Below are 21,964 nucleotides of genomic sequence, written 5' to 3'. Positions count from 1 at the left end.
TCGCTTTCGGGACCAGGGTAAAGGTAAAGCGTGGCGTTTATCTGGTATTCAACAATGGCGGCAGACTGCACGGTCACGCGGTCGGCCACCGGCCTGACGTCCTCGCCATTAAGGGCGTTACGCACCACAGCCAGCAGGTCTTCGGATGCGACACCGTTATTTTCACGTGACAGCACAGAGATGGTGACGCAGGCCGGAGACGGACTGGTGACAGAAATATCCGCGACACGCCCGTCAGCACTGCGACCATGATACTGATAGGCTCCCACCGACCCGGCGACGCTTAAACCTTCAAACGCCTGCTGAATACGCAGACGATAATCGGTGTCAGATTCCATCACTGCCGGTGTCGGCGGGATGGTCGAATCATCTGCCGGGGTGATAGTCAGGCGCGTGGTGTTGTAATTGGCACCAATCACATCAAGGTCATTACCGGCAGCACAGGCCAGCATCACCGCCCGTGCGGCCTCATTCACACGCTGACGCCAGATAAGCTCACGATAAGCATTTTCCTCCAGCAGTTTGACGAGAGGCTCAGATTCCAGCATCAGGGTACGGGCGACCGCCTCCTGCTGGTCTTCCGGGTAAAGGGAAATCAGTGTCGCCTTGCGTTCGGCGAGAATGGTTTCAAAGTCCAGCTCCTCGACCACATCCGGTGCGGGTAGCTGGTTCAGGTCGATAATCGGCATGGTTTCAACTCACAGGGATGGTTAACGAAAGTGGCTGGCCGGTGTCGTTGTGCTGGCCGGTTAACGTGACCGTCATTCGCCCGTCAAAGCTGCGCGCCGTGGTGACAGATGACAGGGTGACGCGGGGTTCCCATTTCAGCACCGCCATGTAACAGGCGACCTTAATCTGCAACTCAAGCGCCGGGGTCTGCGGCTGGTCAATCATTGATGCCAGCAACGAGCCGTAATCACGACGCATCACCCGCGAGCCGACCGGTGTACGCAGGATATCGCCGATACTCTGGCTGATATGCTCAAGGTCAGTGACAGTCTGGCCATCACTGCGATTCATTCCGAGATAACGCGCTGTCATTTTGTCCCCTGTGTCCAGTTGTCTCCTGACTTAACACCACCGTGACCGTGGTCATCCACCTGAACGCCGTTAGACGTGAATTTCCCGTCGGTATGCTCGATGTTGCCGCACATCGTCCCGCCCTTCTGCACTTCCAGCGTGCCGGTAGTCAGTTTGTTGGTGCAGACCACTTCCGGTGTGTCCAGGGTGACACGGGTTGACGCTTTCACCGTGACCACCGGCACCGTGGCAGTAACAGAATCTGAAGCCGTCACGCTGGCCGTTTTAATTCCGCTTACCGTGAGTGCACTGGTTTCGGGTTCATACTCAATCACCGCCCCGTCAGGGAAACGGATATGCATGGCATCTGCCGACGCAGACGGCGGAGGGTTATCACCGGAATAAATCCCCGGCAGAACGAACGCCGTGTCGAGTTCACCGCCCACGGCCAGAATCAGCACCTGTTCCCCCACGGAAGGTGCCCACCATGTGCGCGAACGTCCGGCGCGATGGGTCAGCCACTGAAGCCAGTCAGTGCACATGCCGCCGGTCTGCACACGGCAGCGACCGACGTTAAGGTCGGTTTCGACGATAATGCCGGGGCGGATCATGTTGCGCAGTGCGCGCGCGAGTTCCTGAATATTTGCGAGAGTGTTCATAACGGGAAGGATGCCGCCGGGTCATACCGGCGGCAATGTGACGATGAGGTGTCGGGAATGGCACAACTAACGGTCGAGGTGAGCCAGGATAATCTCTTCAATCATCTGCACATCCTCACCGGTAAAGCCGAGCAGAGGACGCGCCGGATAATCAATTTTCTTACCGTCTTTCCGGGTTTCTTCCGACAGACCGAACTGATGCACACTGGCGATTTTCGGTGACTTCCCGCCGTAAAACTCCATTGATGCCTGTTCAGGGCTGGCGCGGATATGCAAAAAACGACTGGTGATAAGTTTCGCAAACATTTTTCGCTTAACGCGACCGGTCTTTTTTCTGGCGCTCTGCTGCTGGCGTGGCGCGTAGGGTGTGCCGTCCGGGGCTTTCTGTGCCATCACCCGACGCTGCTGACTCTGCCGCAGACGTTTCGCCAGTTCGGCACTCAGTCGCCGACGCCCTGACGGTGACAGCGATTCAATCAGTCCGGTCAGCCGGTCTTCAAAACGCTTAAACTCATTCATCCCACTTGCTCACCAGTTCGCCATTGATATAAAGCTCCATCGGGCGGGTGACCGGCTCCGGCGGCGGGGGTTCCGGGATATTATTCACATGCAGTGCGCCGTCAACCTCACTGACCAGCGTGCGCTCGGTCAGCATCAGGCTGATGCTGATATCAAAGCTGCTGTCATTGTTGATGTCTGCATAAAACGTGAAACCTTTTTTCTGGCCTTCGTCGGTGGTCATGATGTCGGGCTGATTTTCCCGCAGCCACGCCAGCACCGGCACGATGAGCAGGTCAAAATCACCGGTAAAGTCGGTCACAATCACATTGAGCGTGTAACGCTTTTCGAATGACAGCGACGTCGCCAGTGTGGAGGCAATACTCCCGTTATCCACGAATATCCGCAGCATCTCTGGACTGGTTTTCAGCACCGTGACGGCATCAGTCAGCGCCCTGCGCAGGCTGTCGGGTTTGAGCATCGTTTTCGTCCTGACAGTGTTTAATCATTTTTACCTGGCTGGCACAGCGTGCCAGCGCGTTCTCAAGCTGCCGGATATCGGCACTTAAATCGCCGTTCGTCTCCGGGTCACTGCCCGGCATCGGGCAAAGACTCACTTTCGGGCAGGCGTTGGCGACAATCACTGGCGTCGGTGCAGGCCGGGCGCTGGTGCAACCGGCGCACAGCATCAGGCAGGTCAGCACCGTACCAGCGGCGAAAATCTTCGTTTTCATTCAGTAACCTCGTGATGGTTTTCTCGCGCTGTGCTTCACGCTTCGCGGCGTTTTCCAGCTCCTGACGCAGTGCCACCTGCGCCAGCTCGTTTTTGTCTGCCCTGGTGAGGGCAACATGAAGCTGATTTTTCAGCATGGTGATGGTCGTCTGCTGTTCACTGGCGACGTTATTCGCCCTGTCCAGCGAGGCGCGCAGGCTGGCATTTTTGTGTTTCACCAGAAACAGACCGGACACCGCCAGCGATAACAACACGACCAGCACAATCATCAGCTTTGACATGGTTCCCGCTCCTCAAGACGCTGACGGCAGGCCGTACATATCAGCCGGAAGAACAGCGACGCCACGAGATAAATCAGCGCGGTAAAAATCCACCCGGCAGCGACCAGCGAGATAAACGTCGCCACCATCACCACCAGAGCCGCTGCCCGCCTGCGCCACGGCACCGGCTGCAAAAACAGCGACGTGACAATCTTCACGGCCAGCGATTCCGGCGGCAGCTCCCGCCCGTAGCGTTCCAGCACATACTCAGTGGCATACACGCCGACACCACCGGCAACCACACAGATAACCGTCGCCAGAATCGCCCAGGCAGCGACAAAACTGACGGCCACGCTCTGCGGATAAATCAGGGACAGTGCCAGCATCAGCGCCAGCGACACGTTCAGCATCAGTGAAAGGGATAATTTCTTCATGGTGTTTACTCCGTTTAAGCCGGTACGCCGCCAGCGGTACGCCAGACAGTGACCAGTTTTTCCAGTGAATGCTCACGCTGACCGTAACCGGCACCCGGCAGGGACGCCCAGATATTGCGACAGCGTGAAATGGCGCGCTCAATGCGTCCCGCCCGGATGTCATCCAGTGCACCGCGTTCGCGGATCAACTGAATGGCAAGTCTGTCCTGTGACAACGGACTGAAATCCGGCAGGGCAAGCTGTTTGCGGTAATGCGGCCAGAACAGGTAAAGCTGCTGATAGCGACCGGAGGCCGTGGATTTTTCACCGCGACGGTTAAACACCTTCGCCGGTCGGCCATGTGCGAACGGGTGGTCACTGTAGTCGGTGAAGATTTCCGGCTTCCCGTCCAGTCCGGTGACTATCACGTCATAGCCACGTTTTTTCGTCAGCGGATGGTTCGCCGTCCCTTCGGATACCGCCAGCATGTCGAGAAAGGCCGCGATATTCTGATGCGTGTTAATTACCGGCATTACTGTTTCCCCCTGCCCTTAAAACGGCGCTGAATGGCAATCTCAATCACCTGATAACCGGCGATACCCAGCATGGAGCCGATACCGCACACCGCAGGCAGTGACAGGTCAGGAAACTGCACCAGAACAACACCGGCAACCATCGAGACAAAACCACCGAGCAACATGCGCCCGATAAACAGACGCGGGGTGATGGGTTCACCACCGGCAAGCACCTTGCCGACAACAATCAGCACCCCAATCATGAAAAGCGACAGGACGCTTTTTTCTTCTGCTGTCATGCGTTACTCCCACAGATTGACAGTTTCAGCCACGGGCGCGGTCTGAACGTCGGGCAGTTCGACGGCGGTGCCGTGCGGCAGCACCGCACCCAGTTCAGCCAGTCCCGGATTTGCGGCGAGCACGGTCTCAACCACGCCCTCAGTGCGCCCGTAATACCGGACACAAATGGCGTCGAGCGTGTCGCCCTGTAGCGCAAAGGTCTTCATCAGATTTGACTCACGATGCAGCGCGGCTTGTCCTGGATGCGCGCCACTGCCCAGCGCATATCCCGCCACAGCTCATCAATGGTGCTGTCAATGCTGTCAGCCTTCTTGTCGCCTTTGGCACTGGCATCCACGCCGCGATAACGCTCATAAAGCGATGCGGTCGCCATCGCACACACGGCGCGCTCGTAGTAAAAAACTTTGATGCTTTCACCGTCGATGTCGTCCGCCGGGACGTCAGCCAGACGCGTAAAACCGGCGGCAATTTTCTGTTCGCGGTACTCGTACAGCTCCGCATTCGTTTCAGCCATGCCTGACTTGATGGCCTCACGCAGACGGGCAGGGGCGACGGTCTGCTCAAGGCGCATACGTTCCCGGACGCGCTTCGGGTCGATATCGGGGAAAAAGAACGTGTTTTTAATCACCGGCTCGTCGCCTGCCGGTTGCGGGATGACCACCGTACCCTCACCGGACACGGGAGCCTCCTTTCGCGGAATAATCAGCGTCATCATGACTACCTCTGAAAAGTCGGGCGGTGGACGCCGGTGCAGTGTCAGGTGATTCACCCTCACTGACCGGCGTGCCGCCCTGGCGCGGGGCGCATTCGGTTGTTAACTGGCTTTCTTTTTCGGGCGTCCACGTTTTGCCGGTGTCGCACTCCGGGTCTTACGCGGGGCGCGGGTGGCCGCTTTTGGCTGTGGCTCCGGCTTCGGTTTCAGTTCCCGCTCCAGTCGTTCAATCTCTTTTTTGACGCCTGCCTGACAGTCGAGCTGTGTCGCACGTTGCAGGTGCGCCAGCGCACCGGCGGCATCACCAGCGTCACGCAGAAACAGACCAGTGATTTTGTGCAGCTTTGCGCGCACTTCATCAGGCATGTCAGCCGTGGCGGTCAGTTCAAGGGTCTCCGTCAGCAGGCGGATATCCACGGATTCACCGGCAGCGTGAGCGCGCATGGCCGCGAGCGCCACCTCCTCGGTGAACATGTACGGCGGGGTGCGGCGGTGTTTACCCGGCATGGTCAGGCCGTACTTCAGGGCGTAACGGGCAATCTCCAGCGCACCGGCAATATCGCCGGTATCCAGACGCCACAGCATGACCGTCATCAGAATGTCATCCTGTGCACCTTTGCCCTGCTCCAGCACGCCGTTCACCCACGGCAACCAGAACGGCAGCAGTTCGCGTTTTTTTGCGGCCTTCAGCTCTTTTGAATAAATCGCTTTCAGTGTGCGCTGGTCTGCGGCGAGCTTAACCAGCATCTGCTCATAGACAGTTGCATGTCGCAGCGGGGCGGCTTCCCGCTGCGCGGTCATCGCTGCCGAGACCCGCATCATGTGGCGCTGTGCGGGACTCGTCATCGGTTACGCTCCCGGCTCTGCGGTCGCTTTAGCCGGTGTGGAGAAGTCATCGACCTTAATTTTTTCCACCAGACAACCGGCGGCGTAGTCTTCCACCACGTAATCAATGTTCATTGACTCGTAGTTCTCCACGCGGTCGAGTTTCGGGTTTTCCACAATCACGCGGCGATGGCTGTCATCCATGTAGTAGATGGACAGGTTTTCCAGCTTCGTAATGAGCATCGCATCCGCCGGGAAGTACGGGACGCGTACCGCCGGCAGGTTACCGATGCGTTTCTGACTGATGATGACGTCAGCGGCCAGCATTTCGCTGTTGTCCTGCTCTTTGTTGACGATGGGGAAATACTTGTCCGCCAGTAGCTGACGCCCCACAATCACCACAAGGTCAGGGTCTTCCTGATACCACGGTTCAATCAGGTTGTTGGTCGCATCCATCACCAGTGCATCGAGGCTTACATAATCACCGCCCTTACCCACGCGGATGACCTCAGAGGTGGTGCGGCCTTCCTCGTCAGTGACCTTGCTCATCACGCGCGCCGGGGCTTCATTGCGGTATTTCTGCAGCCAGCCGACCGCCACATCCTGCAGCATCGGATTGCTGCTGCGGTCAGAGGTTTCGGCACGCTTCACGCCGTTAAAACCGGCCATGATGAAATCAAGGGACTGGCGTTTGATAATGGCGTTACGGATACGGAGCTGGAAATCCTGATAACGCGCCCACAGGTCAAGCGTTTTGTAGCGGATATAAAAATCGAAGTTAATCTGGTCGCATTCGTACTTGTTTGACGCCAGCTTCGAGAAGTCCTTCGGCTGACGCTCGGTGCCACCGGCGGTGTCGGTGGTGCTGGCGATGGAGCCGGTGACACCAATACCAATTTTTTCCCCTTTCATTTCGCTGACCGGCACAATGTTGATGCGGGTCAGAAAGTCAGAGGACTCCTGCATGGTGTTCATCAGGGTCTGGGTGACCGAAGGTTCAACGGTGAATTTTTTCGACACATCACCGGCGTCGATGCCGTTCAGTTCGGCAACACGGGACAGGTAGGCATTAAATTTAAAGCGGGTTTCCTGGCGCATAGTTTTTCCTGAAATTAAGGGTTAATCGTGAAGGTTTTCCCGGACTGACTGACGCCGGTCAGCAGTTCGTCATCAGGGCGTCACCGCCACCACCGGTGGCCTTGCTGCGGCGCTGCTGGGTCAGACTTTCGGTGTTGTCGAGACTGTTTTTCAGGCGGGTGAATGCCAGGCTGGTTTCATCCGCCCTGTCAGTCACATCCTGCTTAAGTGCGGAAAAGGCGGTTTCCATCTCAGCAAGGCGTTGCTCAGTGGCGCTCAGTTTTTCCTGCACATGTTCAGCAACAGCGGTCACCGCTTCATGCACGTCATTCAGACGGGCATCATCGCTGGCCTGTTTGCGGCCAAAAATGGACTTCACCTTTTCGGTCAGGGCGGTGAACACGGTTTCAGGCAGGTCTTCAAATTCCAGCTCAACGGGCGTTGCCACTGAAATCAGGTTTTCAGGGCTTAATTTGAAGCGGTTCAGAGGGTTGTGTTTTGCCGTGCGGCAGAATTCCAGGTATTCCGTGCCGAGGCTCGCCGGGTCATCGGTGACGGCCAGACCCACCAGATAACATTTGCCGGTGTTGGCAAAGTTCGGCTGAATTTCCATTGAGGTGTAGACCTTCTGCGCGGCCTTGTTCATCGCGATAAGGTCATCGGTCGGGGTGATTTTCGCAAACAACGCCCATTTGCCCTTCAGCGCCGAATCATCGTCAATCTTTTCGGCCTTCAGTTCGGCCACATCGCCATAACGCTTAAAAATACCGTCAGGCAGGATGCCGCGCAGATGTTCCAGGTTAATGCGGCAACCATAGACTCGCGGGTCAAAGGTTTCGGCCATTTCCTGAATATCCTGCGCACTGATGACACGCCCGTCACAGGTGTCACCCTCAACGCCGATACGAAAGAATTTTGAGACTTTTTTTGCCATTGTCAGGAGTCCTGAATAGTGATTAGAGGAGTCACATGTCGGCATCAGTTTCCCGACGATGCGCATCCTCCGCCATCAGTCCCGGATGGCTTATCACTGACACAACAGCACCTTAGCGAATCGCGGGGCGCGACTCAGTAGCCTTGCCGTGTATTCATCACGGCGAGGTATTCATGACCATCACCACAGACACCACTCTTTTACACGACCCGCGTCGTCAGGCGGCGCTGCTGTACTGGCAGGGGTTTTCCGTGCCGCAGATTGCCGCCATGTTGCAGATGAAACGCCCGACGGTGCAGAGCTGGAAACAGCGCGACGGCTGGGACAGTGTTGCCCCCATCAGCCGTGTCGAAATGAGTCTGGAAGCGCGGCTGACCCAGCTCATCATCAAACCGCAGAAAACCGGCGGTGACTTCAAGGAAATTGACCTGCTGGGACGCCAGATTGAACGACTGGCACGGGTAAACCGTTACAGTCAGACCGGCAACGAGGCAGACCTTAATCCGAACGTCGCTAACCGCAACAAAGGCGCGCGTCGCAAACCGAAAAAGAATTTTTTCAGTGACGAGGCCATCGAAAAGCTGGAGCAGATTTTCTTTGAGCAGTCTTTCGACTATCAGTTGCACTGGTATCGCGCCGGGCTTGAGCACCGCATCCGCGATATCCTGAAATCCCGCCAGATTGGCGCGACGTTTTATTTTTCCCGCGAGGCGCTGCTGCGCGCCCTGAAAACCGGTCATAACCAGATTTTTCTGTCGGCCAGTAAAACGCAGGCGTATGTGTTCCGCGAATACATCATCGCCTTTGCCCGGCTGGTTGACGTTGACCTGACCGGTGACCCGATTGTCCTGGGCAATAACGGCGCAAAACTGATTTTTCTCGGCACCAACTCCAACACCGCACAGAGCCATAACGGCGACCTGTACGTCGATGAGATTTTCTGGATCCCGAATTTTCAGGTACTGCGTAAGGTGGCATCAGGTATGGCCTCACAGAGTCACCTGCGCTCGACCTATTTCTCCACCCCGTCCACGCTGGCGCACGACGCCTACCCGTTCTGGTCGGGTGAACTGTTCAACCGGGGACGCGCCAGCGCCGCCGAACGCGTGGAAATCGACGTCAGTCATAACGCCCTTGCCGGAGGTCTTCTCTGTGCGGACGGCCAGTGGCGGCAGATTGTCACCATTGAGGACGCCCTGAAAGGTGGCTGCACACTGTTCGACATTGAGCAGCTCAAACGCGAAAACAGCGCCGACGATTTTAAAAACCTGTTCATGTGTGAATTTGTTGACGACAAGGCGTCGGTATTCCCGTTCGAGGAGCTGCAACGCTGCATGGTCGACACACTGGAAGAATGGGAAGACTACGCACCGTTTGCCGCCAATCCGTTCGGCTCCCGTCCGGTATGGATTGGTTACGACCCGTCACACCGTGGCGACAGTGCCGGATGCGTGGTGCTGGCACCGCCGGTGGTGGCCGGTGGCAAATTCAGAATACTTGAGCGTCACCAGTGGAAAGGCATGGACTTTGCCACCCAGGCGGAATCCATCCGCAAACTCACCGAAAAATACAACGTTGAATACATCGGAATTGATGCCACCGGCCTCGGTGTCGGCGTGTTCCAGCTCGTGCGCTCGTTCTATCCCGCCGCGCGCGATATCCGCTACACGCCGGAAATGAAAACCGCAATGGTGCTCAAGGCAAAAGACGTTATCCGCCGTGGCTGTCTGGAATATGACGTCAGCGCCACCGACATCACCAGCTCGTTCATGGCTATCCGCAAGACCATGACCAGCAGCGGACGCAGCGCCACCTATGAGGCCAGCCGCAGCGAGGAAGCCAGCCACGCCGACCTCGCCTGGGCGACCATGCACGCCCTGTTAAATGAGCCACTCACCGCCGGTATCAGCACCCCGCTGACATCCACCATTCTGGAGTTTTACTGATGAGCAAGAAAAAAGGGAAAACACCGCAACCTGCGGCAAAAAAAATGACCGCCAGCGCCCCGAAAATGGAGGCATTCACCTTTGGTGAGCCGGTGCCGGTACTCGACCGCCGTGACATTCTGGATTACGTCGAGTGCATCAGTAACGGCAGATGGTATGAGCCACCGATCAGCTTTACCGGTCTGGCAAAAAGCCTGCGTGCTGCCGTACATCACAGCTCACCGATTTACGTCAAACGTAATATTCTGGCCTCGACATTTATCCCGCATCCGTGGCTTTCCCAGTAGGATTTCAGCCGCTTTGTGCTGGATTTTCTGGTGTTCGGTAATGCGTTTCTGGAAAAGCGTTACAGCACCACCGGTAAGGTCATCAGACTGGAAATCTCACCGGCAAAATATACCCGCCGTGGTGTGGAAGAGGATGTTTACTGGTGGGTGCCGTCCTTCAACGAGCCGACAGCCTTCGCGCCCGGTTCCGTGTTTCACCTGCTGGAGCCGGATATTAATCAGGAGCTGTACGGCCTGCCGGAATATCTCAGCGCCCTTAACTCTGCCTGGCTGAATGAATCAGCCACGCTGTTCCGCCGCAAGTATTACGAAAACGGCGCACATGCCGGATACATCATGTACGTCACCGATGCCGTGCAGGATCGCAACGATATCGAAATGCTCCGCGAAAACATGGTGAAGTCGAAAGGCCGCAATAACTTTAAAAATCTGTTTCTCTATGCCCCACAGGGGAAAGCCGACGGCATTAAAATTATCCCGCTCAGTGAAGTGGCAACGAAGGATGATTTTTTTAATATCAAAAAAGCCAGCGCCGCAGACCTGCTGGACGCGCACCGCATCCCCTTTCAGTTGATGGGCGGCAAGCCGGAGAACGTCGGGTCACTGGGCGATATTGAGAAAGTGGCAAAGGTCTTTGTCCGCAATGAGCTTATCCCGTTACAGGACAGGATTCGGGAAATAAACGGCTGGCTCGGTCAGGAGGTCATCCGCTTTAAAAACTACTCACTGGACACTGACAACGGCTGAACATCGCCGCCTGCGGGCGGCTTTTTTACATCCCGTCATCACGCCCTCACACGCTCACCACCGCACAAAATACCCCGCAGACACACCAACACCCCAACGGGCAGACTAAACGCTGCCACGACGCGCTCAGACGCTGAAAAAATAAAATCAGCACCACCGCCAGCGCGCAGTGCTTTCCCCGCCTCGCCCGCCCGCTTCGTGGGGCAATTTGAATGCAAATGCATTAGCATTCAAAAGCTATCCCCCAAGCAGCCTGTAAGAGTTTTTACCTCTACTTGTTTTGCATGCAAATTAATGCAATAGCATATACACCTACAGCATCTGACTACTTTGTAAAAAGAGGCCTATATTTTTCAAACAAGGAGGTTTCGGATGTATTAACATCAGTGACAGGCTGCATCTCAGCATGTTGCTTTTGTAAACGCTTAAATCTATCAATTGAATCTTTAATTAACCAAGACATTGACACCATTTCTAAAGGAGTGCGAAGCATCATTTGCCATGACACACCCCAAATCAATGAGCTACCAAATTCTTTAAATATCATCGAATAGTCTTCACCATCGACAAAAACAAGCTCAAACCCTTCATTCAAAGCTATTTGTTTAAAACAATCCAAATCAAGAACACAGAGAATAGTTAACTCCCCATTTATAAAGTCACACAAATCACGCGCATCATTTATAAGATTAACAAACGGAGTTAAAGGAACCCACAATTGATTATTTTTATATTCATTCAAAAATATAGGTGCAATTTTCCTCCCTCTAAGATCCAACTGTGATAATGCTATTTCCAGATCACAGCCACGATTAGATACCACATAAAATCCATCTTCTAGCCTTACCCATGAAATTCCTTTTTTCCTGCATACATTCAGATGCTCATTAAATTCTTTTTTATATGTAACTTCTGAAAAACACAGTTCTTTCCTTAACACTAATGGCATCCCTCTAAAATCTTCAGCTTTATCTTCTGCTAAAAATTCAGCTAGTCTATTAAGGTTATTTTTTTGACGTTCAACACGATCATTTTTATTTTGACTTGATTTCACCTCCACCAGTACTGGTGCACCTTCACCAAGTAAACAAACATCACCATGCCTCATACTCATTGTAATATCATTGAGTAACGTAGGAACACCAGCCTTGCAGGCCTTCTTCACCAATTCCCATTCTTCTTTTAAGCCATCCTTCCCTCCCATATAGCCCGCTGACTCCTTGGGACTGTAATCCACAACATTATAAAAAAAATGCTTAATATCAAACTTATCCAAATACAAAAAAGCAACACTATCACCAAACATTTTGAAGATATATATTTTAAATTTCACATCATCAATACCCTGCTCAACACTCTTAATATTTTCCTTAATAAGTTTAGATTGTTCTTTTTTTAAACCACCTTTTCTTTTTGTTGCCTTTAGTTCCCCTAAGAAAGACTTTAATTCTTTGATCATCCTTTCACTTCTAATTATATTCCTTATTATTTTGAACTGAAACGACAACAACAAATCTGTATTTTTTAGGTTTCCCTCTAATTTTACCAGGTCTTTTTTCAAATCAAACACTACCGAGTCATGCAATTTTCGACTCAATTCAGTCTTAAACTTCATAGTTCCCTCAATAAAAGCAACTTACAGTCAAGGTAATTACTCCTGTAGTGGAACAGACTATTACAGTCTCGTTCCACCACTAGTATAACAAGTGTCAATACGGCATCAACGATTAGTTATCTAATACTGAAACGACTTCGCCCGTTCGGATGTCGACACGCGCAGCAATAGTCTGTTTAACTACTCCTCCATAAGCATTAGTGCCACGAAATGTGGTTTTCACAATGGCGTGCGGGTCTTTATTCAAAACCAAATGATATACCGTTGACACATGTTTATAAGATGAATCATCGTTCATATTATCTTTAATTAGTTTTTCCAATGGACGATAAGAACCATCCCAACCACTAAAATTGCTCTGAAATGTATCAAGATTGATTTTATTGTTTAGTGAATTCGGGTCATTTTCATAATCATTAAAGCACCACCCAAGAACATCACCGAGTTTCAACTCATCATCTTTGGTAAATGTATACTCACTCATGCAGGCATAAAATGCATCTGATGCGGTGACTGGCACTTTCTTAAAGTTAATGTAACTATTCACAATATCGTGTCGAGTCTTCTTTGGCTCGTTCCGATATTCCTTGAGTGTTTTTTCAGTATATTCGAATGTTTTTTGAGCCTGGTGTTCTGCTACGGTTGCTGTTTCAGTTTTAGCAACTGGCTGGCTTTTTTCTGTTGGGTAGAGTATTGAACCAATTATGCTCAATGCAAAACCACCTCCGAGATAAACCGCACTTGCACGTTTACGGTTTGGCATCCGCACCAGTGATGGCTTGATTAACCCGATGAAAAAAGCAACGAAAAAAGCGAGTGATAGAAAAGCGATTACAATATCCATAGCTATCCTTTTTGCATCATCCACATAAAAAATCGACCTTATGTTAGCAACAGGAAGCTTACTTTTGAATATTTGTAAGTTGTTAGCTTTAGCTCTCCGAGCTAACTCCTTTCAACCGTCAAAAACCAGCACCAACGCAGTAAAAATATGACTGTCAACTAACGCCTCGCTTCGCTCGTTGTTCAACCCCGCCAGCCCTGAAAACAAGTTTCACGACTGGCGGCGTTCTCTATCGTCTGCGTGGTGGTGGCGTAACTCTTGATTGACCGATATGGTTAAACCGCCCGTAATTATCCCGGACTATTTCGGCACACCCGACTAGCTCATCTGGCGTCAGATTTTCGTTGACCATAATCCGCTGTAAACGCTGAACAATAGCCATCAGCTTGATATTTTTAGTTTTATGGTGCGGTATCTCGCCTGGTATTCTGTGCATTATCCAAGCCACCCGTTTTGCTGTGCACGCTCCATCTGTTCATCTGAATAGTTCCATGCTCCATCCATGGCAACCATTGCCCCGCCAGACATCCCCGTCTCTGGTTCATACATAACAGCAAGGCCGAGCTGATGCATAATTTCATGATTAATTCTGAATACCAGACCACGCTCACTAAGTTCTTTCCAGTTCACAATCTCATATGTGCCTGTATTAAGCAGCTCAATACTTAGCAATACATAATCTTCCAGCCAGTCTGACAGGTCAGTAACATCTGTTATCCGGGCTTCAACCTTTCGCCCCGTGTACACACCCTGCACCCATTCATGCAAAATCAACGTGTCCCCGCGCTCATAATTACGGTCATTTTTCCGAAACTCTGCGCGTTTCTTTCCTTCCAGCACAAGGTCGAAATATTTTGCGTGCAGCTTTACCTCGTGAATTTTTGCCATCATGTCCACTCCATTACTGTTGAGAATCCCGGCCACTCATCAGCGACCGGATACGTGAATTTTTTCCCGTCATAATTTACGGTCGCGCCACGCGCCAGCGCCTCAAGCTCCCATCGCTGCGGCCTGATACCGTTCTGAGCGAGGTCAACGCGAATACGGGTAATTTGCATTCGTTCCGACCGTGTCAGTCTGGCCGATGGTGCAATTTCATGCGGTTTTAACGGGCTTCCGTTTCTTTGCTGACGATTTGGCGTTCTCAGCCCGTGTTTTAATGCGCCCCTTAGCGCCTTCACGACCTCCTGGTCATTCCATTCGATAACACCGTCATCAACCAGATTAAGTACTGCTGCGGCGTGCTCAGAAGGTGTGGGAGCCGGTAACGAAGTATCACCACCGGTGAGCTTTCCACAGTTATTGACAGGACTCCGAGGCGCGGCGATGCCGCTTTTTAAAGTCAAAGGCTCAACGACCGGCACTTTCGGAACAATGCGCCAGTCCGTCGTTCTGGTGATATGAATATGACGCGCGCCGAGATGCGGCGCGTAAATGCCGACCACTCTCTCGACTTCTTCCTCGTACTCGTTAACGTCATCCGACGGGCTACGGGCGACCCTGACAGTCTGACAATCGCGCGGGACATTTGCCCCGCCCTGCGCGCTGATATACAACGCAAAATCACCACTGTCTGCAGCGGCGCGTGCAGCCTCGACGCGCTCGTCAAACTCATCAGCAATGCTGACGCCGCGAGGCAATTTGCGTAGTTCACGGTAAGCCCCCATTGTCGGCAGACCAACCGTTTTAAATTGCGGAATGCGCCACGTTGACGCCCATGCGGTAACAGCCGCCGCAGTATCTTTCAGCGGTCTGCCGGTATCGTTATCGAGCTGACCATCCAGTGCATAGCCGTCGATGTTTTTTGAGATGTATTTCGCGATATATCCCGCAGCACCGCCCCGGTTAAGGTGTTTTGCCTGAAAACGGTTTCGCGCGGCTCCTCTTTCGTCGCCATCCTCTTTGAGCGCATAGCGACGCATGATTTCAATAATCTGGTTACGCTGGCGTGGATTACAAAAAAGCATCATATGCCAGTGCGGCGTTCCGTCGTGGTGTGGCTCGACGACTCGCAAACCGTAGGCCTGTAAATCATTATCCTTGAATGCCGTGCGCATCAGGCTCCAGATACGGCAGAGATAACGCTGCGCATCCTTTGGATTAAATGCCTCATCGTTCCAGCCGTGATTTAGCTGGACGGTTTTACTTTCGCCTTTTCTGACCTGACGTGTCGGGTGATACTTTGACGGCGCGGTCAGCGTGATAAACATCCCCACATCACCCTCTGCGGCGGCGTAACGCTCAATACCGGCGATGGTGTTCATCAGCTCCATCCGGCGAATTTCTGGATTAGAAATACTGCCCATCACCTTACTGATAAGGTCGATGCGCTCGCCGGTTTCCTTGTTTTCAAGGTCACACGATTTAAGAAATTCCAGATTTGCCTGGCGGCGCGCACGCACATCACGAATGGCATGTTTACTGGCATAAGGAGAACGGTCTTTATTGACCTCCCCGACAGCAATCAGTAACGCCTCATGCCAGCGCATACGCTGGCCTTTAAGCTGATGAGTCCACCACTCATCGTTAAACAGGCGGGCAATGGCAGAATATGCCTGCCTCGTGGTCATCTGCCCTTTACGGTATTTTTTCCAGTAAAGCGGGGAAATATTGAAAGCACGTGCAGCGCCAGCAACATGACCATACAGATGTGCCTGCGCCTCATCCGTAAACAGCGATTCTTTTTCGCCATGCGCATCCACCCAGGCATCGCAGAGTTCCTCATACATCATGAAAAGCTGCGATGAGATATGGGCAGCAAACTTTTTCAGCTCCTTGTCATTCATTCCCGGCAGGCGCGCATAGTGGTCACGCTCTGCCAGAAACAGCAACGACGCGTCGGTGTTCATTTCATGGCGCTGATTCACACGCTCAATGCGCGGCCATAAACGACGCTGAAAAGTGGATGTGAGGAAATAAAACCCGTGCACCGGGCTTTTATTGCGCCGGATGTAGTCATAGCGTGAAGTAAACAGCGAGCGCAAAAAGTAAGGCAGGCGGTTAATCGTGGATAAAACACCTTGCACCTGACGCATCTCGTCACGTGTAAGGGGTCTTTCGCGCCCGACAGCCTCGCGTGGCGCGTTCCATGCATAAGCACCGGTAAACGCCTTACCGGTGCCTGCGGCAAATGCTGACGGAGGGACAAAACGCCCGGAGGCTTTAACGGCCATGTGAGCCAAAAGCCTCTGAACAACGCTTGCTGAGTTGCTCAACCTGCGCGTTTAAATCAGCAAAAGATTTTGCGCTTCCGGTCAGAATATCGTGATGCATCATGCCGGAAACGAGCTGGCTTAATTTCGGGTAATAACCAACCACCGCCAGCCATTCCTGGCCGGCGTTTTTACCGCTTTCCGCTCTCTTTTTCTCGTGGAGAATAAACTGAAAGCTGTCACTGGTAACGACATAACGTTCGCCAATTTCGATACGAATACTCATGCCATTCTCCGGTAATGCTTGTTTTTTGCTTCAAAGACTGACTGGCAGGAAACACAACGCGTGGCTGACGGATAAGCCGCACGACGGGCAGCAGGTATTGGCGCATCACACTCTTCGCAAACCAGCGCAGAAGCACAGCAATGTTTTACCCTTGCCGCGTTAATCTGGCGCTCCAGTAATTCAGCCTGTTGTTCCTGAATGAAATCTACGTTGTCCGGCATTACCAGTTCCTTTTGTCGTTCAGTTTCTTAAATTCATCAGCGCAATAGCTGGCGAGTTCTGTCGTTAATTTTGTCAGTTCATCCACTGAGGAAATTTGCTTGTGAAATACAGCGCGTTTCACAAGTAAATTGATCACATCAGACAGGAGGTTTAATTCGCTCTGATAAATCGCGATAACAGATTCAGTTATGTCGCGCTTTTCTTTATCAAGACCAAGTTGAATAAGAGACAAATCGCCATTTTCCATAACGGCGATTTTTAAGGCGTTATTCAGTAATACAATTGAACGAGAACAGGACATCAAAGCACCTCCCCACGAGACAATCCGATATTGTGAAATTTTTCCGACTCCTGACTGAGCAGCTCGACTATCTCCACGCGGGATAACTCCGCCTTTGTGATGTGGCGAATCATGGCGTCAAGATGAGAAGAAAAGCGCGTCGCAGCGTCGGCCTGTGCTTCGGTTCTGGCCTGTTGCAGCAGTAATGCGTATATACCGCACTGATTTTCAGAAACTGTATGCATGACTTTCTCCAGGCAAAAAGAAGCCCCGCACAATTAAGTGCGTTAAAAACTCTGGTTAATTACTTAATGCAGATATTGCTCTGGTTTTACCGACGTCAGAATTGTCGGTGCATACTCAAACAGACTGAATAATTCACGTAATGCACGGAATAAAGCATCACGCCAGTAACATGATTCTTCATTAATTCGCCAGTATGGCTGGTTAAATTCTTTTTCTGTCAGTCGTGCGTGCATAAATAAAGTGCGACGCTGACTGACTGTTAAAAAACTAATATATGCATACTCACTTGCGCCAACCTGACGGCGTTTTGAGAATGCCCCACGCAATTCATCAATTGCACATACCAGTCGTTCACGTTCGACGTCGTTCATTTCTTCAAAACGCATCGTTGCGTGACGCTGTTTTAACTGCGCATGGAAGCAAACCGTTAGCCGTTCACGTTCCATCATCTGATTATAATAATCGCATGTCTCCTGCCAGCGAGGGACGGCCAGATGCTTACCAATTATCCGGCGCATAGTTGCTGGCTGTTTTTCAACGAGATTGAGCGTCATCACTGTCATTTCCATACCCTCCGGCTTTTCAGAAAGGTCAGAGCCTTTTTTAACGGACTCTGTTTTTTGGTGCGGATAATGATTCCCTTACGCCCCTTACCGTGGGTGATGTTGAAGTCAATCGCCCTGGGGCTTTCGTTACGCAGTAACTGAGCAATACAACGAGGCTCATTCATACGGTTCTCCTTAACGTGGTTCACCGAGACCTAACCACATCAACCAGCCGTCACGAATCTCTTTAGGGCGGCTTTCATAAGCCAGTTTTAGTCCGTTATTCCATGCCGGAAGGTATACCCAATATTCACCTGCACGACCTGAAGCTGATTGTGGATCGGTCATATCAATTACAGGCAGCTTTCCTTTATCGATCATCCGACGAACCGCTCCTGTCGATTTTCCTATTAGTTTTGCGAACTCCTGATAAGGAATCGCATCAGTCATGAGTGTTACTTGCTTGCTCATGTCGTCCTCCAGCCCTCATGAATTGCGTTTAATGCCTTATAATGCCTTTTAGTGCCCACATCCAAGCACTAAACAATCTACATCTAAACTAAATACTATTGAGATCTAAACACCATGTCAAACACGATAAGCGAGAAGATAGTCTTAATGCGAAAATCAGAGTATTTGAGCAGACAACAACTTGCTGATTTAACAGGGGTTCCGTATGGCACGCTGAGTTACTATGAAAGTGGTCGTTCAACACCTCCAACAGATGTCATGATGAACATCCTGCAGACCCCACAATTCACCAAATACACTTTATGGTTCATGACCAATCAGATCGCTCCTGAGTCCGGGCAAATTGCGCCCGCTCTCGCACACTTTGGGCAAAACGAAACAACGTCGCCCCACTCCGGTCAAAAGACTGGTTAACAATTCATCGTGAATATATTCATCACAAGTGCCTACTATTGGTGGCTAAATTTCAGCCACCACGAAAAAAGCGATTAGTAGTCGCCAAAAAACACACCTCTCGGAGGGTTTTCTGATGGCAATCAAAAAACTCGATGATGGTCGATATGAAGTGGACATCCGCCCTACTGGACGTAATGGAAAACGCATCCGTAGGAAGTTTGATAAGAAAAGCGAAGCTGTCGCTTTCGAGAAATACACGTTGTACAACCACCACAATAAAGAATGGCTATCAAAACCAACAGACAAGCGACGTCTGTCGGAGCTGACACAGATCTGGTGGGATTTAAAGGGTAAACACGAAGAGCATGGGAAATCTAATCTTGGAAAAATTGAAATCTTCACAAAAATAACGAATGACCCATGCGCATTTCAAATTACGAAATCGCTTATCAGCCAGTACTGCGCCACCCGAAGAAGTCAGGGTATTAAACCTTCGAGTATCAATCGTGATTTAACATGTATTAGCGGCATGTTTACAGCCCTGATTGAAGCGGAGTTATTCTTTGGTGAGCACCCTATCAGAGGGACAAAAAGGCTTAAGGAGGAAAAACCAGACACAGGCTATCTCACGCAGGAAGAAATTGCCTTACTGCTTGCTGCTCTTGACGGCGACAATAAAAAGATTGCGATTCTTTGCCTGAGTACTGGAGCACGTTGGGGAGAAGCAGCTCGTTTGAAAGCAGAAAATATCATCCATAACCGCGTCACGTTTGTTAAAACGAAAACAAACAAACCACGCACCGTCCCGATCTCAGAGGCTGTTGCCAAAATGATCGCGGATAACAAACGAGGTTTTTTATTCCCTGATGCTGATTACCCTCGCTTCAGACGAACAATGAAAGCAATAAAACCGGATTTGCCAACGGGGCAAGCCACACATGCACTAAGGCACAGCTTTGCCACTCATTTCATGATTAATGGAGGAAGTATTATCACGCTACAACGGATACTAGGTCACACGCGGATTGAGCAAACTATGGTTTACGCTCATTTTGCGCCAGAGTACCTTCAGGACGCCATTTCTCTTAATCCGCTAAGAGGTGGTACTGAGGCCGAGAGTGTCCACACAGTGTCCACAGTAGAGTAACGTTTAAGGGCTTTCAGTGGTAATTTATGCCGCTCAAACCCGCATTGTACCGTTGAAAGCCCCTACTGGTGACACCCTAAATCTCCCTTACACGGGCTTATTTTTTTGTACCACGACTTTCATCCTGTTCTGACACCGCCTTTTCTTTTCTGCTCTACACTATCTACAGACCAATCATAAAGGCATACGATCATGGCAGATTTTCCCGCCAGCTTACTGATTCTTAACGGCAAAAGTGCTGACAATGAAACATTACGCGAAGCAATTATGCTGCTGCGTGTGGAAGGAATGACTATCCATGTGCGGGTTACCTGGGAGAAAGGTGATGCTGCGCGTTTTGTTGAGGAAGCCCGCCAGCTTGGCGTTGCAACGGTGATTGCCGGCGGTGGCGATGGCACTATTAATGAAGTCTCCACGGCGTTGATTCAGTGTGAGGGCAATGAAATTCCTGCGTTGGGGATATTGCCGCTAGGTACAGCGAACGATTTTGCCACCAGTGTGGGTATTCCTGAGGCGCTGGATAAGGCACTTAAACTGGCAATTGCTGGTAACGCTATTGCGATTGATATGGCGCAGGTCAACAAACAAACCTGTTTTATCAACATGGCGACGGGCGGATTTGGGACGCGCATCACCACAGAAACACCCGAGAAATTAAAAGCCGCGCTGGGTGGCGTCTCTTATATCATTCACGGCTTAATGCGCATGGATACCCTGCAACCGGATCGCTGTGAAATCCGTGGTGAAAATTTTCACTGGCAAGGCGATGCGCTGGTTATTGGTATTGGCAACGGGCGTCAAGCCGGTGGCGGTCAACAACTGTGCCCAAATGCGCTGATCAATGATGGTTTGTTACAACTGCGTATTTTCACCGGCGATGAAATTCTTCCAGCTCTCTTCTCAACCTTAAAACCTGACGAAGAAAACCCGAATATTATTGATGGCGCTTCGGCATGGTTCGATATACAAGCGCCGCATGAAATCACCTTTAATCTTGATGGCGAACCGTTAAGCGGACAACGTTTTCATATCGAAATACTTCCGGCAGCATTGCGTTGCCGGCTACCACCAGATTGCCCGCTGTTAAGGTAAGTACAAAGCAAGCGCAGAAGCAGGATCCGCAGACCGGCATCATCCCAGGATTCTTCTGCGCTCGCAATTTTTTCATGCGGCCACCGTTTCCAGTAACTGCTCAAGTGATGCATACCTGGCTACCGCAGAGTTAAAGCACGGCTGTTGAAAATCCTCGGCTACAACAACCGTTTTAATTCCCGCTGCCTGTGCAGCTTTAAAACCACTCAGGCTATCTTCTATAACCAGACAATCTGCGGCAGGCAGGCGTAATTTTCGTAGTGCGGAGAGGTAAACTGCCGGATGTGGTTTGCCGTGGCTTTCGTCGTCGGCACTGCAAATCACCGAAAAACAGTGTTCGATTTTGAGTTTTGTCAGCACCGCATCTATCACCTGATAAGATGAAGAGGTCGCCAGTGCCAGTTGGTATCCTGACTGGCATAAAAAGGTGAGCACATCCTTTACCCCCGGCATGGCTTCCCCTTTTTCAGCAATTAATGCAGTAATCAGGCGACGGATCTCCGCCTCCAGTTGCGTGGGCGTAACAGACAGATGACAGTATTCGCACCAGGTTCGGGCTATCTCATCAAGCCTTTTCCCTTTCGTCAGCCTGATACACTCTTCATCGCTAACGCTGGCACCCCATCGTGCCAGCGCCCCTTGTTGCGCCTGACGCCATAATCCTTCCGAATCAATAATGACGCCGTCCATATCAAAAATGACTGCTTTGCAATTAAACATCGTTCCTCACAATAAAGCCTGG

At 51.4% G+C, this 21,964-nt stretch carries 33 protein-coding genes and 1 pseudogene; 5 read left to right on the top strand and 29 right to left on the bottom strand.

The window, feature by feature from the left end; translation table 11 throughout:
• The 15 genes from EQY_RS0109880 to EQY_RS0109810 form a co-directional block, all read right to left on the bottom strand.
• Positions 1 to 689 (bottom strand): baseplate J/gp47 family protein (locus EQY_RS0109880; protein ID WP_001121460.1); only part of this gene is annotated, 689 nt, incomplete at its 3' end.
• Between the two features lie 4 nt (positions 690 to 693).
• Positions 694 to 1,041, bottom strand: coding sequence for a GPW/gp25 family protein (locus EQY_RS0109875; protein WP_000127172.1), 348 nt, complete (start codon positions 1,039 to 1,041; stop codon positions 694 to 696).
• Positions 1,038 to 1,679: a phage baseplate assembly protein V gene (locus tag EQY_RS0109870; protein ID WP_001093694.1), complete on the bottom strand. Its 642-nt coding sequence runs from the start codon at positions 1,677 to 1,679 to the stop codon at positions 1,038 to 1,040. The genes EQY_RS0109875 and EQY_RS0109870 overlap by 4 nt, the downstream gene beginning before the upstream one ends.
• Before the next feature lie 66 nt (positions 1,680 to 1,745).
• On the bottom strand, positions 1,746 to 2,198 hold the full coding sequence (locus EQY_RS0109865) for a phage virion morphogenesis protein (RefSeq protein WP_001001786.1): 453 nt from the start codon (positions 2,196 to 2,198) through the stop codon (positions 1,746 to 1,748).
• Positions 2,191 to 2,658: a phage tail protein gene (locus tag EQY_RS0109860; protein WP_000917191.1), complete on the bottom strand. Its 468-nt coding sequence runs from the start codon at positions 2,656 to 2,658 to the stop codon at positions 2,191 to 2,193. The genes EQY_RS0109865 and EQY_RS0109860 overlap by 8 nt, the downstream gene beginning before the upstream one ends.
• The gene (gene lysC, locus EQY_RS26760) at positions 2,621 to 2,866 is read right to left on the bottom strand and encodes an Rz1-like lysis system protein LysC (protein WP_230041674.1); all 246 of its coding nucleotides are present in this window, start codon (positions 2,864 to 2,866) and stop codon (positions 2,621 to 2,623) included. Before lysC ends, EQY_RS0109860 begins: the two co-directional genes overlap by 38 nt.
• Positions 2,766 to 3,191 carry an Rz-like lysis system protein LysB gene (gene lysB / locus EQY_RS0109850; protein ID WP_000040672.1) on the bottom strand — a complete coding sequence of 142 codons (426 nt, stop codon included), beginning with the start codon at positions 3,189 to 3,191 and terminating at the stop codon, positions 2,766 to 2,768. The genes lysC and lysB overlap by 101 nt, the downstream gene beginning before the upstream one ends.
• Positions 3,179 to 3,604 carry a DNZ54_00345 family protein gene (locus EQY_RS0109845; RefSeq protein WP_000736593.1) on the bottom strand — a complete coding sequence of 142 codons (426 nt, stop codon included), beginning with the start codon at positions 3,602 to 3,604 and terminating at the stop codon, positions 3,179 to 3,181. Before EQY_RS0109845 ends, lysB begins: the two co-directional genes overlap by 13 nt.
• 14 nt (positions 3,605 to 3,618) lie before the next feature.
• Positions 3,619 to 4,116, bottom strand: a complete 498-nt coding sequence (locus EQY_RS0109840) for a glycoside hydrolase family 24 protein (protein ID WP_001144091.1) — start codon at positions 4,114 to 4,116, stop codon at positions 3,619 to 3,621.
• Positions 4,116 to 4,397, bottom strand: coding sequence for a phage holin family protein (locus EQY_RS0109835; RefSeq protein WP_000123124.1), 282 nt, complete (start codon positions 4,395 to 4,397; stop codon positions 4,116 to 4,118). Before EQY_RS0109835 ends, EQY_RS0109840 begins: the two co-directional genes overlap by 1 nt.
• Positions 4,398 to 4,400: 3 nt before the next feature.
• Positions 4,401 to 4,604: a tail protein X gene (locus EQY_RS0109830; protein ID WP_000846409.1), complete on the bottom strand. Its 204-nt coding sequence runs from the start codon at positions 4,602 to 4,604 to the stop codon at positions 4,401 to 4,403.
• A complete protein-coding gene (locus EQY_RS0109825) occupies positions 4,604 to 5,113 on the bottom strand; it encodes a head completion/stabilization protein (protein WP_000988633.1) in 510 nt (169 codons plus the stop codon). Before EQY_RS0109825 ends, EQY_RS0109830 begins: the two co-directional genes overlap by 1 nt.
• A gap of 99 nt (positions 5,114 to 5,212) precedes the next feature.
• On the bottom strand, positions 5,213 to 5,956 hold the full coding sequence (locus tag EQY_RS0109820) for a phage terminase small subunit (protein ID WP_024212500.1): 744 nt from the start codon (positions 5,954 to 5,956) through the stop codon (positions 5,213 to 5,215).
• A gap of 3 nt (positions 5,957 to 5,959) precedes the next feature.
• A complete protein-coding gene (locus tag EQY_RS0109815) occupies positions 5,960 to 7,033 on the bottom strand; it encodes a phage major capsid protein, P2 family (protein WP_001248562.1) in 1,074 nt (357 codons plus the stop codon).
• Positions 7,034 to 7,091: 58 nt separating this feature from the next.
• The gene (locus EQY_RS0109810; protein WP_001085947.1) at positions 7,092 to 7,946 is read right to left on the bottom strand and encodes a GPO family capsid scaffolding protein; all 855 of its coding nucleotides are present in this window, start codon (positions 7,944 to 7,946) and stop codon (positions 7,092 to 7,094) included.
• 173 nt (positions 7,947 to 8,119) lie between these two features.
• On the opposite strand from EQY_RS0109810, the gene EQY_RS0109805 reads away from it, so the two are divergent.
• Both EQY_RS0109805 and EQY_RS0109800 read left to right on the top strand, forming a co-directional pair.
• Positions 8,120 to 9,892 (top strand): terminase ATPase subunit family protein, encoded by a 1,773-nt coding sequence (locus tag EQY_RS0109805; protein ID WP_000156849.1) that lies wholly within the window; start codon positions 8,120 to 8,122, stop codon positions 9,890 to 9,892.
• Positions 9,892 to 10,926, top strand: a pseudogene (locus tag EQY_RS0109800) (phage portal protein). The gene EQY_RS0109805 and the pseudogene EQY_RS0109800 overlap by 1 nt, the downstream one beginning before the upstream one ends.
• A 38-nt stretch (positions 10,927 to 10,964) precedes the next feature.
• On the opposite strand, the gene EQY_RS26595 reads toward EQY_RS0109800, so the two are convergent.
• From EQY_RS26595 to EQY_RS0109750, 13 genes are all read right to left on the bottom strand, one after another.
• On the bottom strand, positions 10,965 to 11,150 hold the full coding sequence (locus tag EQY_RS26595; protein WP_071987935.1) for a hypothetical protein: 186 nt from the start codon (positions 11,148 to 11,150) through the stop codon (positions 10,965 to 10,967).
• A gap of 101 nt (positions 11,151 to 11,251) precedes the next feature.
• Positions 11,252 to 12,541, bottom strand: coding sequence for a hypothetical protein (locus EQY_RS0109795; protein ID WP_000669738.1), 1,290 nt, complete (start codon positions 12,539 to 12,541; stop codon positions 11,252 to 11,254).
• A gap of 112 nt (positions 12,542 to 12,653) precedes the next feature.
• Positions 12,654 to 13,385, bottom strand: a complete 732-nt coding sequence (locus tag EQY_RS0109790; RefSeq protein ID WP_000355825.1) for a hypothetical protein — start codon at positions 13,383 to 13,385, stop codon at positions 12,654 to 12,656.
• Between the two features lie 229 nt (positions 13,386 to 13,614).
• Positions 13,615 to 13,821, bottom strand: coding sequence for a hypothetical protein (locus tag EQY_RS26755; RefSeq protein WP_071987934.1), 207 nt, complete (start codon positions 13,819 to 13,821; stop codon positions 13,615 to 13,617).
• Positions 13,821 to 14,273, bottom strand: a complete 453-nt coding sequence (locus tag EQY_RS0109785) for an ASCH domain-containing protein (protein WP_038808940.1) — start codon at positions 14,271 to 14,273, stop codon at positions 13,821 to 13,823. Before EQY_RS0109785 ends, EQY_RS26755 begins: the two co-directional genes overlap by 1 nt.
• Entirely contained in the window at positions 14,273 to 16,558 is a 2,286-nt protein-coding gene (locus EQY_RS0109780; RefSeq protein ID WP_000268578.1) for a replication endonuclease, read from the bottom strand. The genes EQY_RS0109785 and EQY_RS0109780 overlap by 1 nt, the downstream gene beginning before the upstream one ends.
• Positions 16,548 to 16,823 (bottom strand): DUF5405 family protein, encoded by a 276-nt coding sequence (locus tag EQY_RS0109775; protein ID WP_000027670.1) that lies wholly within the window; start codon positions 16,821 to 16,823, stop codon positions 16,548 to 16,550. The genes EQY_RS0109780 and EQY_RS0109775 overlap by 11 nt, the downstream gene beginning before the upstream one ends.
• The gene (locus tag EQY_RS0109770; RefSeq protein WP_001113259.1) at positions 16,820 to 17,044 is read right to left on the bottom strand and encodes a TraR/DksA C4-type zinc finger protein; all 225 of its coding nucleotides are present in this window, start codon (positions 17,042 to 17,044) and stop codon (positions 16,820 to 16,822) included. Before EQY_RS0109770 ends, EQY_RS0109775 begins: the two co-directional genes overlap by 4 nt.
• Positions 17,044 to 17,346 (bottom strand): DUF5405 family protein, encoded by a 303-nt coding sequence (locus tag EQY_RS0109765; protein WP_001277944.1) that lies wholly within the window; start codon positions 17,344 to 17,346, stop codon positions 17,044 to 17,046. The genes EQY_RS0109770 and EQY_RS0109765 overlap by 1 nt, the downstream gene beginning before the upstream one ends.
• Positions 17,346 to 17,570, bottom strand: coding sequence for a DUF2732 family protein (locus tag EQY_RS0109760; protein ID WP_000557701.1), 225 nt, complete (start codon positions 17,568 to 17,570; stop codon positions 17,346 to 17,348). The genes EQY_RS0109765 and EQY_RS0109760 overlap by 1 nt, the downstream gene beginning before the upstream one ends.
• 63 nt (positions 17,571 to 17,633) lie before the next feature.
• Positions 17,634 to 18,134, bottom strand: coding sequence for a phage replication protein B (gene repB / locus EQY_RS0109755; RefSeq protein WP_000217684.1), 501 nt, complete (start codon positions 18,132 to 18,134; stop codon positions 17,634 to 17,636).
• Positions 18,131 to 18,301 carry a hypothetical protein gene (locus EQY_RS26590; protein WP_001005161.1) on the bottom strand — a complete coding sequence of 57 codons (171 nt, stop codon included), beginning with the start codon at positions 18,299 to 18,301 and terminating at the stop codon, positions 18,131 to 18,133. Before EQY_RS26590 ends, repB begins: the two co-directional genes overlap by 4 nt.
• A 10-nt stretch (positions 18,302 to 18,311) precedes the next feature.
• The gene (locus tag EQY_RS0109750) at positions 18,312 to 18,587 is read right to left on the bottom strand and encodes a regulatory phage cox family protein (RefSeq protein ID WP_000043869.1); all 276 of its coding nucleotides are present in this window, start codon (positions 18,585 to 18,587) and stop codon (positions 18,312 to 18,314) included.
• Between the two features lie 114 nt (positions 18,588 to 18,701).
• Between EQY_RS0109750 and EQY_RS0109745 the strand changes: the two genes are divergently transcribed.
• The 3 genes from EQY_RS0109745 (at position 18,702) to yegS (ending at position 21,222) form a co-directional block, all read left to right on the top strand.
• Positions 18,702 to 19,001: a helix-turn-helix domain-containing protein gene (locus EQY_RS0109745; RefSeq protein WP_001306384.1), complete on the top strand. Its 300-nt coding sequence runs from the start codon at positions 18,702 to 18,704 to the stop codon at positions 18,999 to 19,001.
• A 115-nt stretch (positions 19,002 to 19,116) separates the two neighbouring features.
• A complete protein-coding gene (locus EQY_RS0109740; RefSeq protein ID WP_000985258.1) occupies positions 19,117 to 20,130 on the top strand; it encodes a site-specific integrase in 1,014 nt (337 codons plus the stop codon).
• 192 nt (positions 20,131 to 20,322) lie between these two features.
• Positions 20,323 to 21,222, top strand: a complete 900-nt coding sequence (gene yegS / locus EQY_RS0109735) for a lipid kinase YegS (protein ID WP_000753101.1) — start codon at positions 20,323 to 20,325, stop codon at positions 21,220 to 21,222.
• Between the two features lie 72 nt (positions 21,223 to 21,294).
• Here the strand turns inward: yegS and EQY_RS0109730 are convergent, their stop codons facing one another.
• Positions 21,295 to 21,942 (bottom strand): HAD family hydrolase, encoded by a 648-nt coding sequence (locus EQY_RS0109730; RefSeq protein WP_000481299.1) that lies wholly within the window; start codon positions 21,940 to 21,942, stop codon positions 21,295 to 21,297.
• Positions 21,943 to 21,964: the final 22 nt, after the last annotated feature.

It is taken from the genome of Escherichia sp. TW14182 (assembly GCF_000208525.1).
Taxonomy (GTDB): domain Bacteria; phylum Pseudomonadota; class Gammaproteobacteria; order Enterobacterales; family Enterobacteriaceae; genus Escherichia; species Escherichia ruysiae.
The sequence above is the reverse complement of the archived record's forward strand: the minus strand, read 5'-3'. Positions and strand labels throughout refer to the sequence as shown.

Excerpts from the sequence above, each read along its gene's own strand:
- EQY_RS0109875 (WP_000127172.1), bottom strand. The coding sequence starts at position 1,041 with ATGACAGCGCGTTATCTCGGAATGAATCGCAGTGATGGCCAGACTGTC.
- EQY_RS0109870 (WP_001093694.1), bottom strand. The coding sequence starts at position 1,679 with ATGAACACTCTCGCAAATATTCAGGAACTCGCGCGCGCACTGCGCAAC.
- EQY_RS0109865 (WP_001001786.1), bottom strand. The coding sequence starts at position 2,198 with ATGAATGAGTTTAAGCGTTTTGAAGACCGGCTGACCGGACTGATTGAA.
- EQY_RS0109860 (WP_000917191.1), bottom strand. The coding sequence starts at position 2,658 with ATGCTCAAACCCGACAGCCTGCGCAGGGCGCTGACTGATGCCGTCACG.
- lysC (WP_230041674.1), bottom strand. The coding sequence starts at position 2,866 with ATGCTGTGCGCCGGTTGCACCAGCGCCCGGCCTGCACCGACGCCAGTG.
- lysB (WP_000040672.1), bottom strand. The coding sequence starts at position 3,191 with ATGTCAAAGCTGATGATTGTGCTGGTCGTGTTGTTATCGCTGGCGGTG.
- EQY_RS0109845 (WP_000736593.1), bottom strand. The coding sequence starts at position 3,604 with ATGAAGAAATTATCCCTTTCACTGATGCTGAACGTGTCGCTGGCGCTG.
- EQY_RS0109840 (WP_001144091.1), bottom strand. The coding sequence starts at position 4,116 with ATGCCGGTAATTAACACGCATCAGAATATCGCGGCCTTTCTCGACATG.
- EQY_RS0109835 (WP_000123124.1), bottom strand. The coding sequence starts at position 4,397 with ATGACAGCAGAAGAAAAAAGCGTCCTGTCGCTTTTCATGATTGGGGTG.
- EQY_RS0109830 (WP_000846409.1), bottom strand. The coding sequence starts at position 4,604 with ATGAAGACCTTTGCGCTACAGGGCGACACGCTCGACGCCATTTGTGTC.
- EQY_RS0109825 (WP_000988633.1), bottom strand. The coding sequence starts at position 5,113 with ATGATGACGCTGATTATTCCGCGAAAGGAGGCTCCCGTGTCCGGTGAG.
- EQY_RS0109820 (WP_024212500.1), bottom strand. The coding sequence starts at position 5,956 with ATGACGAGTCCCGCACAGCGCCACATGATGCGGGTCTCGGCAGCGATG.
- EQY_RS0109815 (WP_001248562.1), bottom strand. The coding sequence starts at position 7,033 with ATGCGCCAGGAAACCCGCTTTAAATTTAATGCCTACCTGTCCCGTGTT.
- EQY_RS0109810 (WP_001085947.1), bottom strand. The coding sequence starts at position 7,946 with ATGGCAAAAAAAGTCTCAAAATTCTTTCGTATCGGCGTTGAGGGTGAC.
- EQY_RS0109805 (WP_000156849.1), top strand. The coding sequence starts at position 8,120 with ATGACCATCACCACAGACACCACTCTTTTACACGACCCGCGTCGTCAG.
- EQY_RS26595 (WP_071987935.1), bottom strand. The coding sequence starts at position 11,150 with ATGCATTTGCATTCAAATTGCCCCACGAAGCGGGCGGGCGAGGCGGGG.
- EQY_RS0109795 (WP_000669738.1), bottom strand. The coding sequence starts at position 12,541 with ATGAAGTTTAAGACTGAATTGAGTCGAAAATTGCATGACTCGGTAGTG.
- EQY_RS0109790 (WP_000355825.1), bottom strand. The coding sequence starts at position 13,385 with ATGGATATTGTAATCGCTTTTCTATCACTCGCTTTTTTCGTTGCTTTT.
- EQY_RS26755 (WP_071987934.1), bottom strand. The coding sequence starts at position 13,821 with ATGCACAGAATACCAGGCGAGATACCGCACCATAAAACTAAAAATATC.
- EQY_RS0109785 (WP_038808940.1), bottom strand. The coding sequence starts at position 14,273 with ATGGCAAAAATTCACGAGGTAAAGCTGCACGCAAAATATTTCGACCTT.
- EQY_RS0109780 (WP_000268578.1), bottom strand. The coding sequence starts at position 16,558 with ATGGCCGTTAAAGCCTCCGGGCGTTTTGTCCCTCCGTCAGCATTTGCC.
- EQY_RS0109775 (WP_000027670.1), bottom strand. The coding sequence starts at position 16,823 with ATGAGTATTCGTATCGAAATTGGCGAACGTTATGTCGTTACCAGTGAC.
- EQY_RS0109770 (WP_001113259.1), bottom strand. The coding sequence starts at position 17,044 with ATGCCGGACAACGTAGATTTCATTCAGGAACAACAGGCTGAATTACTG.
- EQY_RS0109765 (WP_001277944.1), bottom strand. The coding sequence starts at position 17,346 with ATGTCCTGTTCTCGTTCAATTGTATTACTGAATAACGCCTTAAAAATC.
- EQY_RS0109760 (WP_000557701.1), bottom strand. The coding sequence starts at position 17,570 with ATGCATACAGTTTCTGAAAATCAGTGCGGTATATACGCATTACTGCTG.
- repB (WP_000217684.1), bottom strand. The coding sequence starts at position 18,134 with ATGACAGTGATGACGCTCAATCTCGTTGAAAAACAGCCAGCAACTATG.
- EQY_RS26590 (WP_001005161.1), bottom strand. The coding sequence starts at position 18,301 with ATGAATGAGCCTCGTTGTATTGCTCAGTTACTGCGTAACGAAAGCCCC.
- EQY_RS0109750 (WP_000043869.1), bottom strand. The coding sequence starts at position 18,587 with ATGAGCAAGCAAGTAACACTCATGACTGATGCGATTCCTTATCAGGAG.
- EQY_RS0109745 (WP_001306384.1), top strand. The coding sequence starts at position 18,702 with ATGTCAAACACGATAAGCGAGAAGATAGTCTTAATGCGAAAATCAGAG.
- EQY_RS0109740 (WP_000985258.1), top strand. The coding sequence starts at position 19,117 with ATGGCAATCAAAAAACTCGATGATGGTCGATATGAAGTGGACATCCGC.
- yegS (WP_000753101.1), top strand. The coding sequence starts at position 20,323 with ATGGCAGATTTTCCCGCCAGCTTACTGATTCTTAACGGCAAAAGTGCT.
- EQY_RS0109730 (WP_000481299.1), bottom strand. The coding sequence starts at position 21,942 with ATGTTTAATTGCAAAGCAGTCATTTTTGATATGGACGGCGTCATTATT.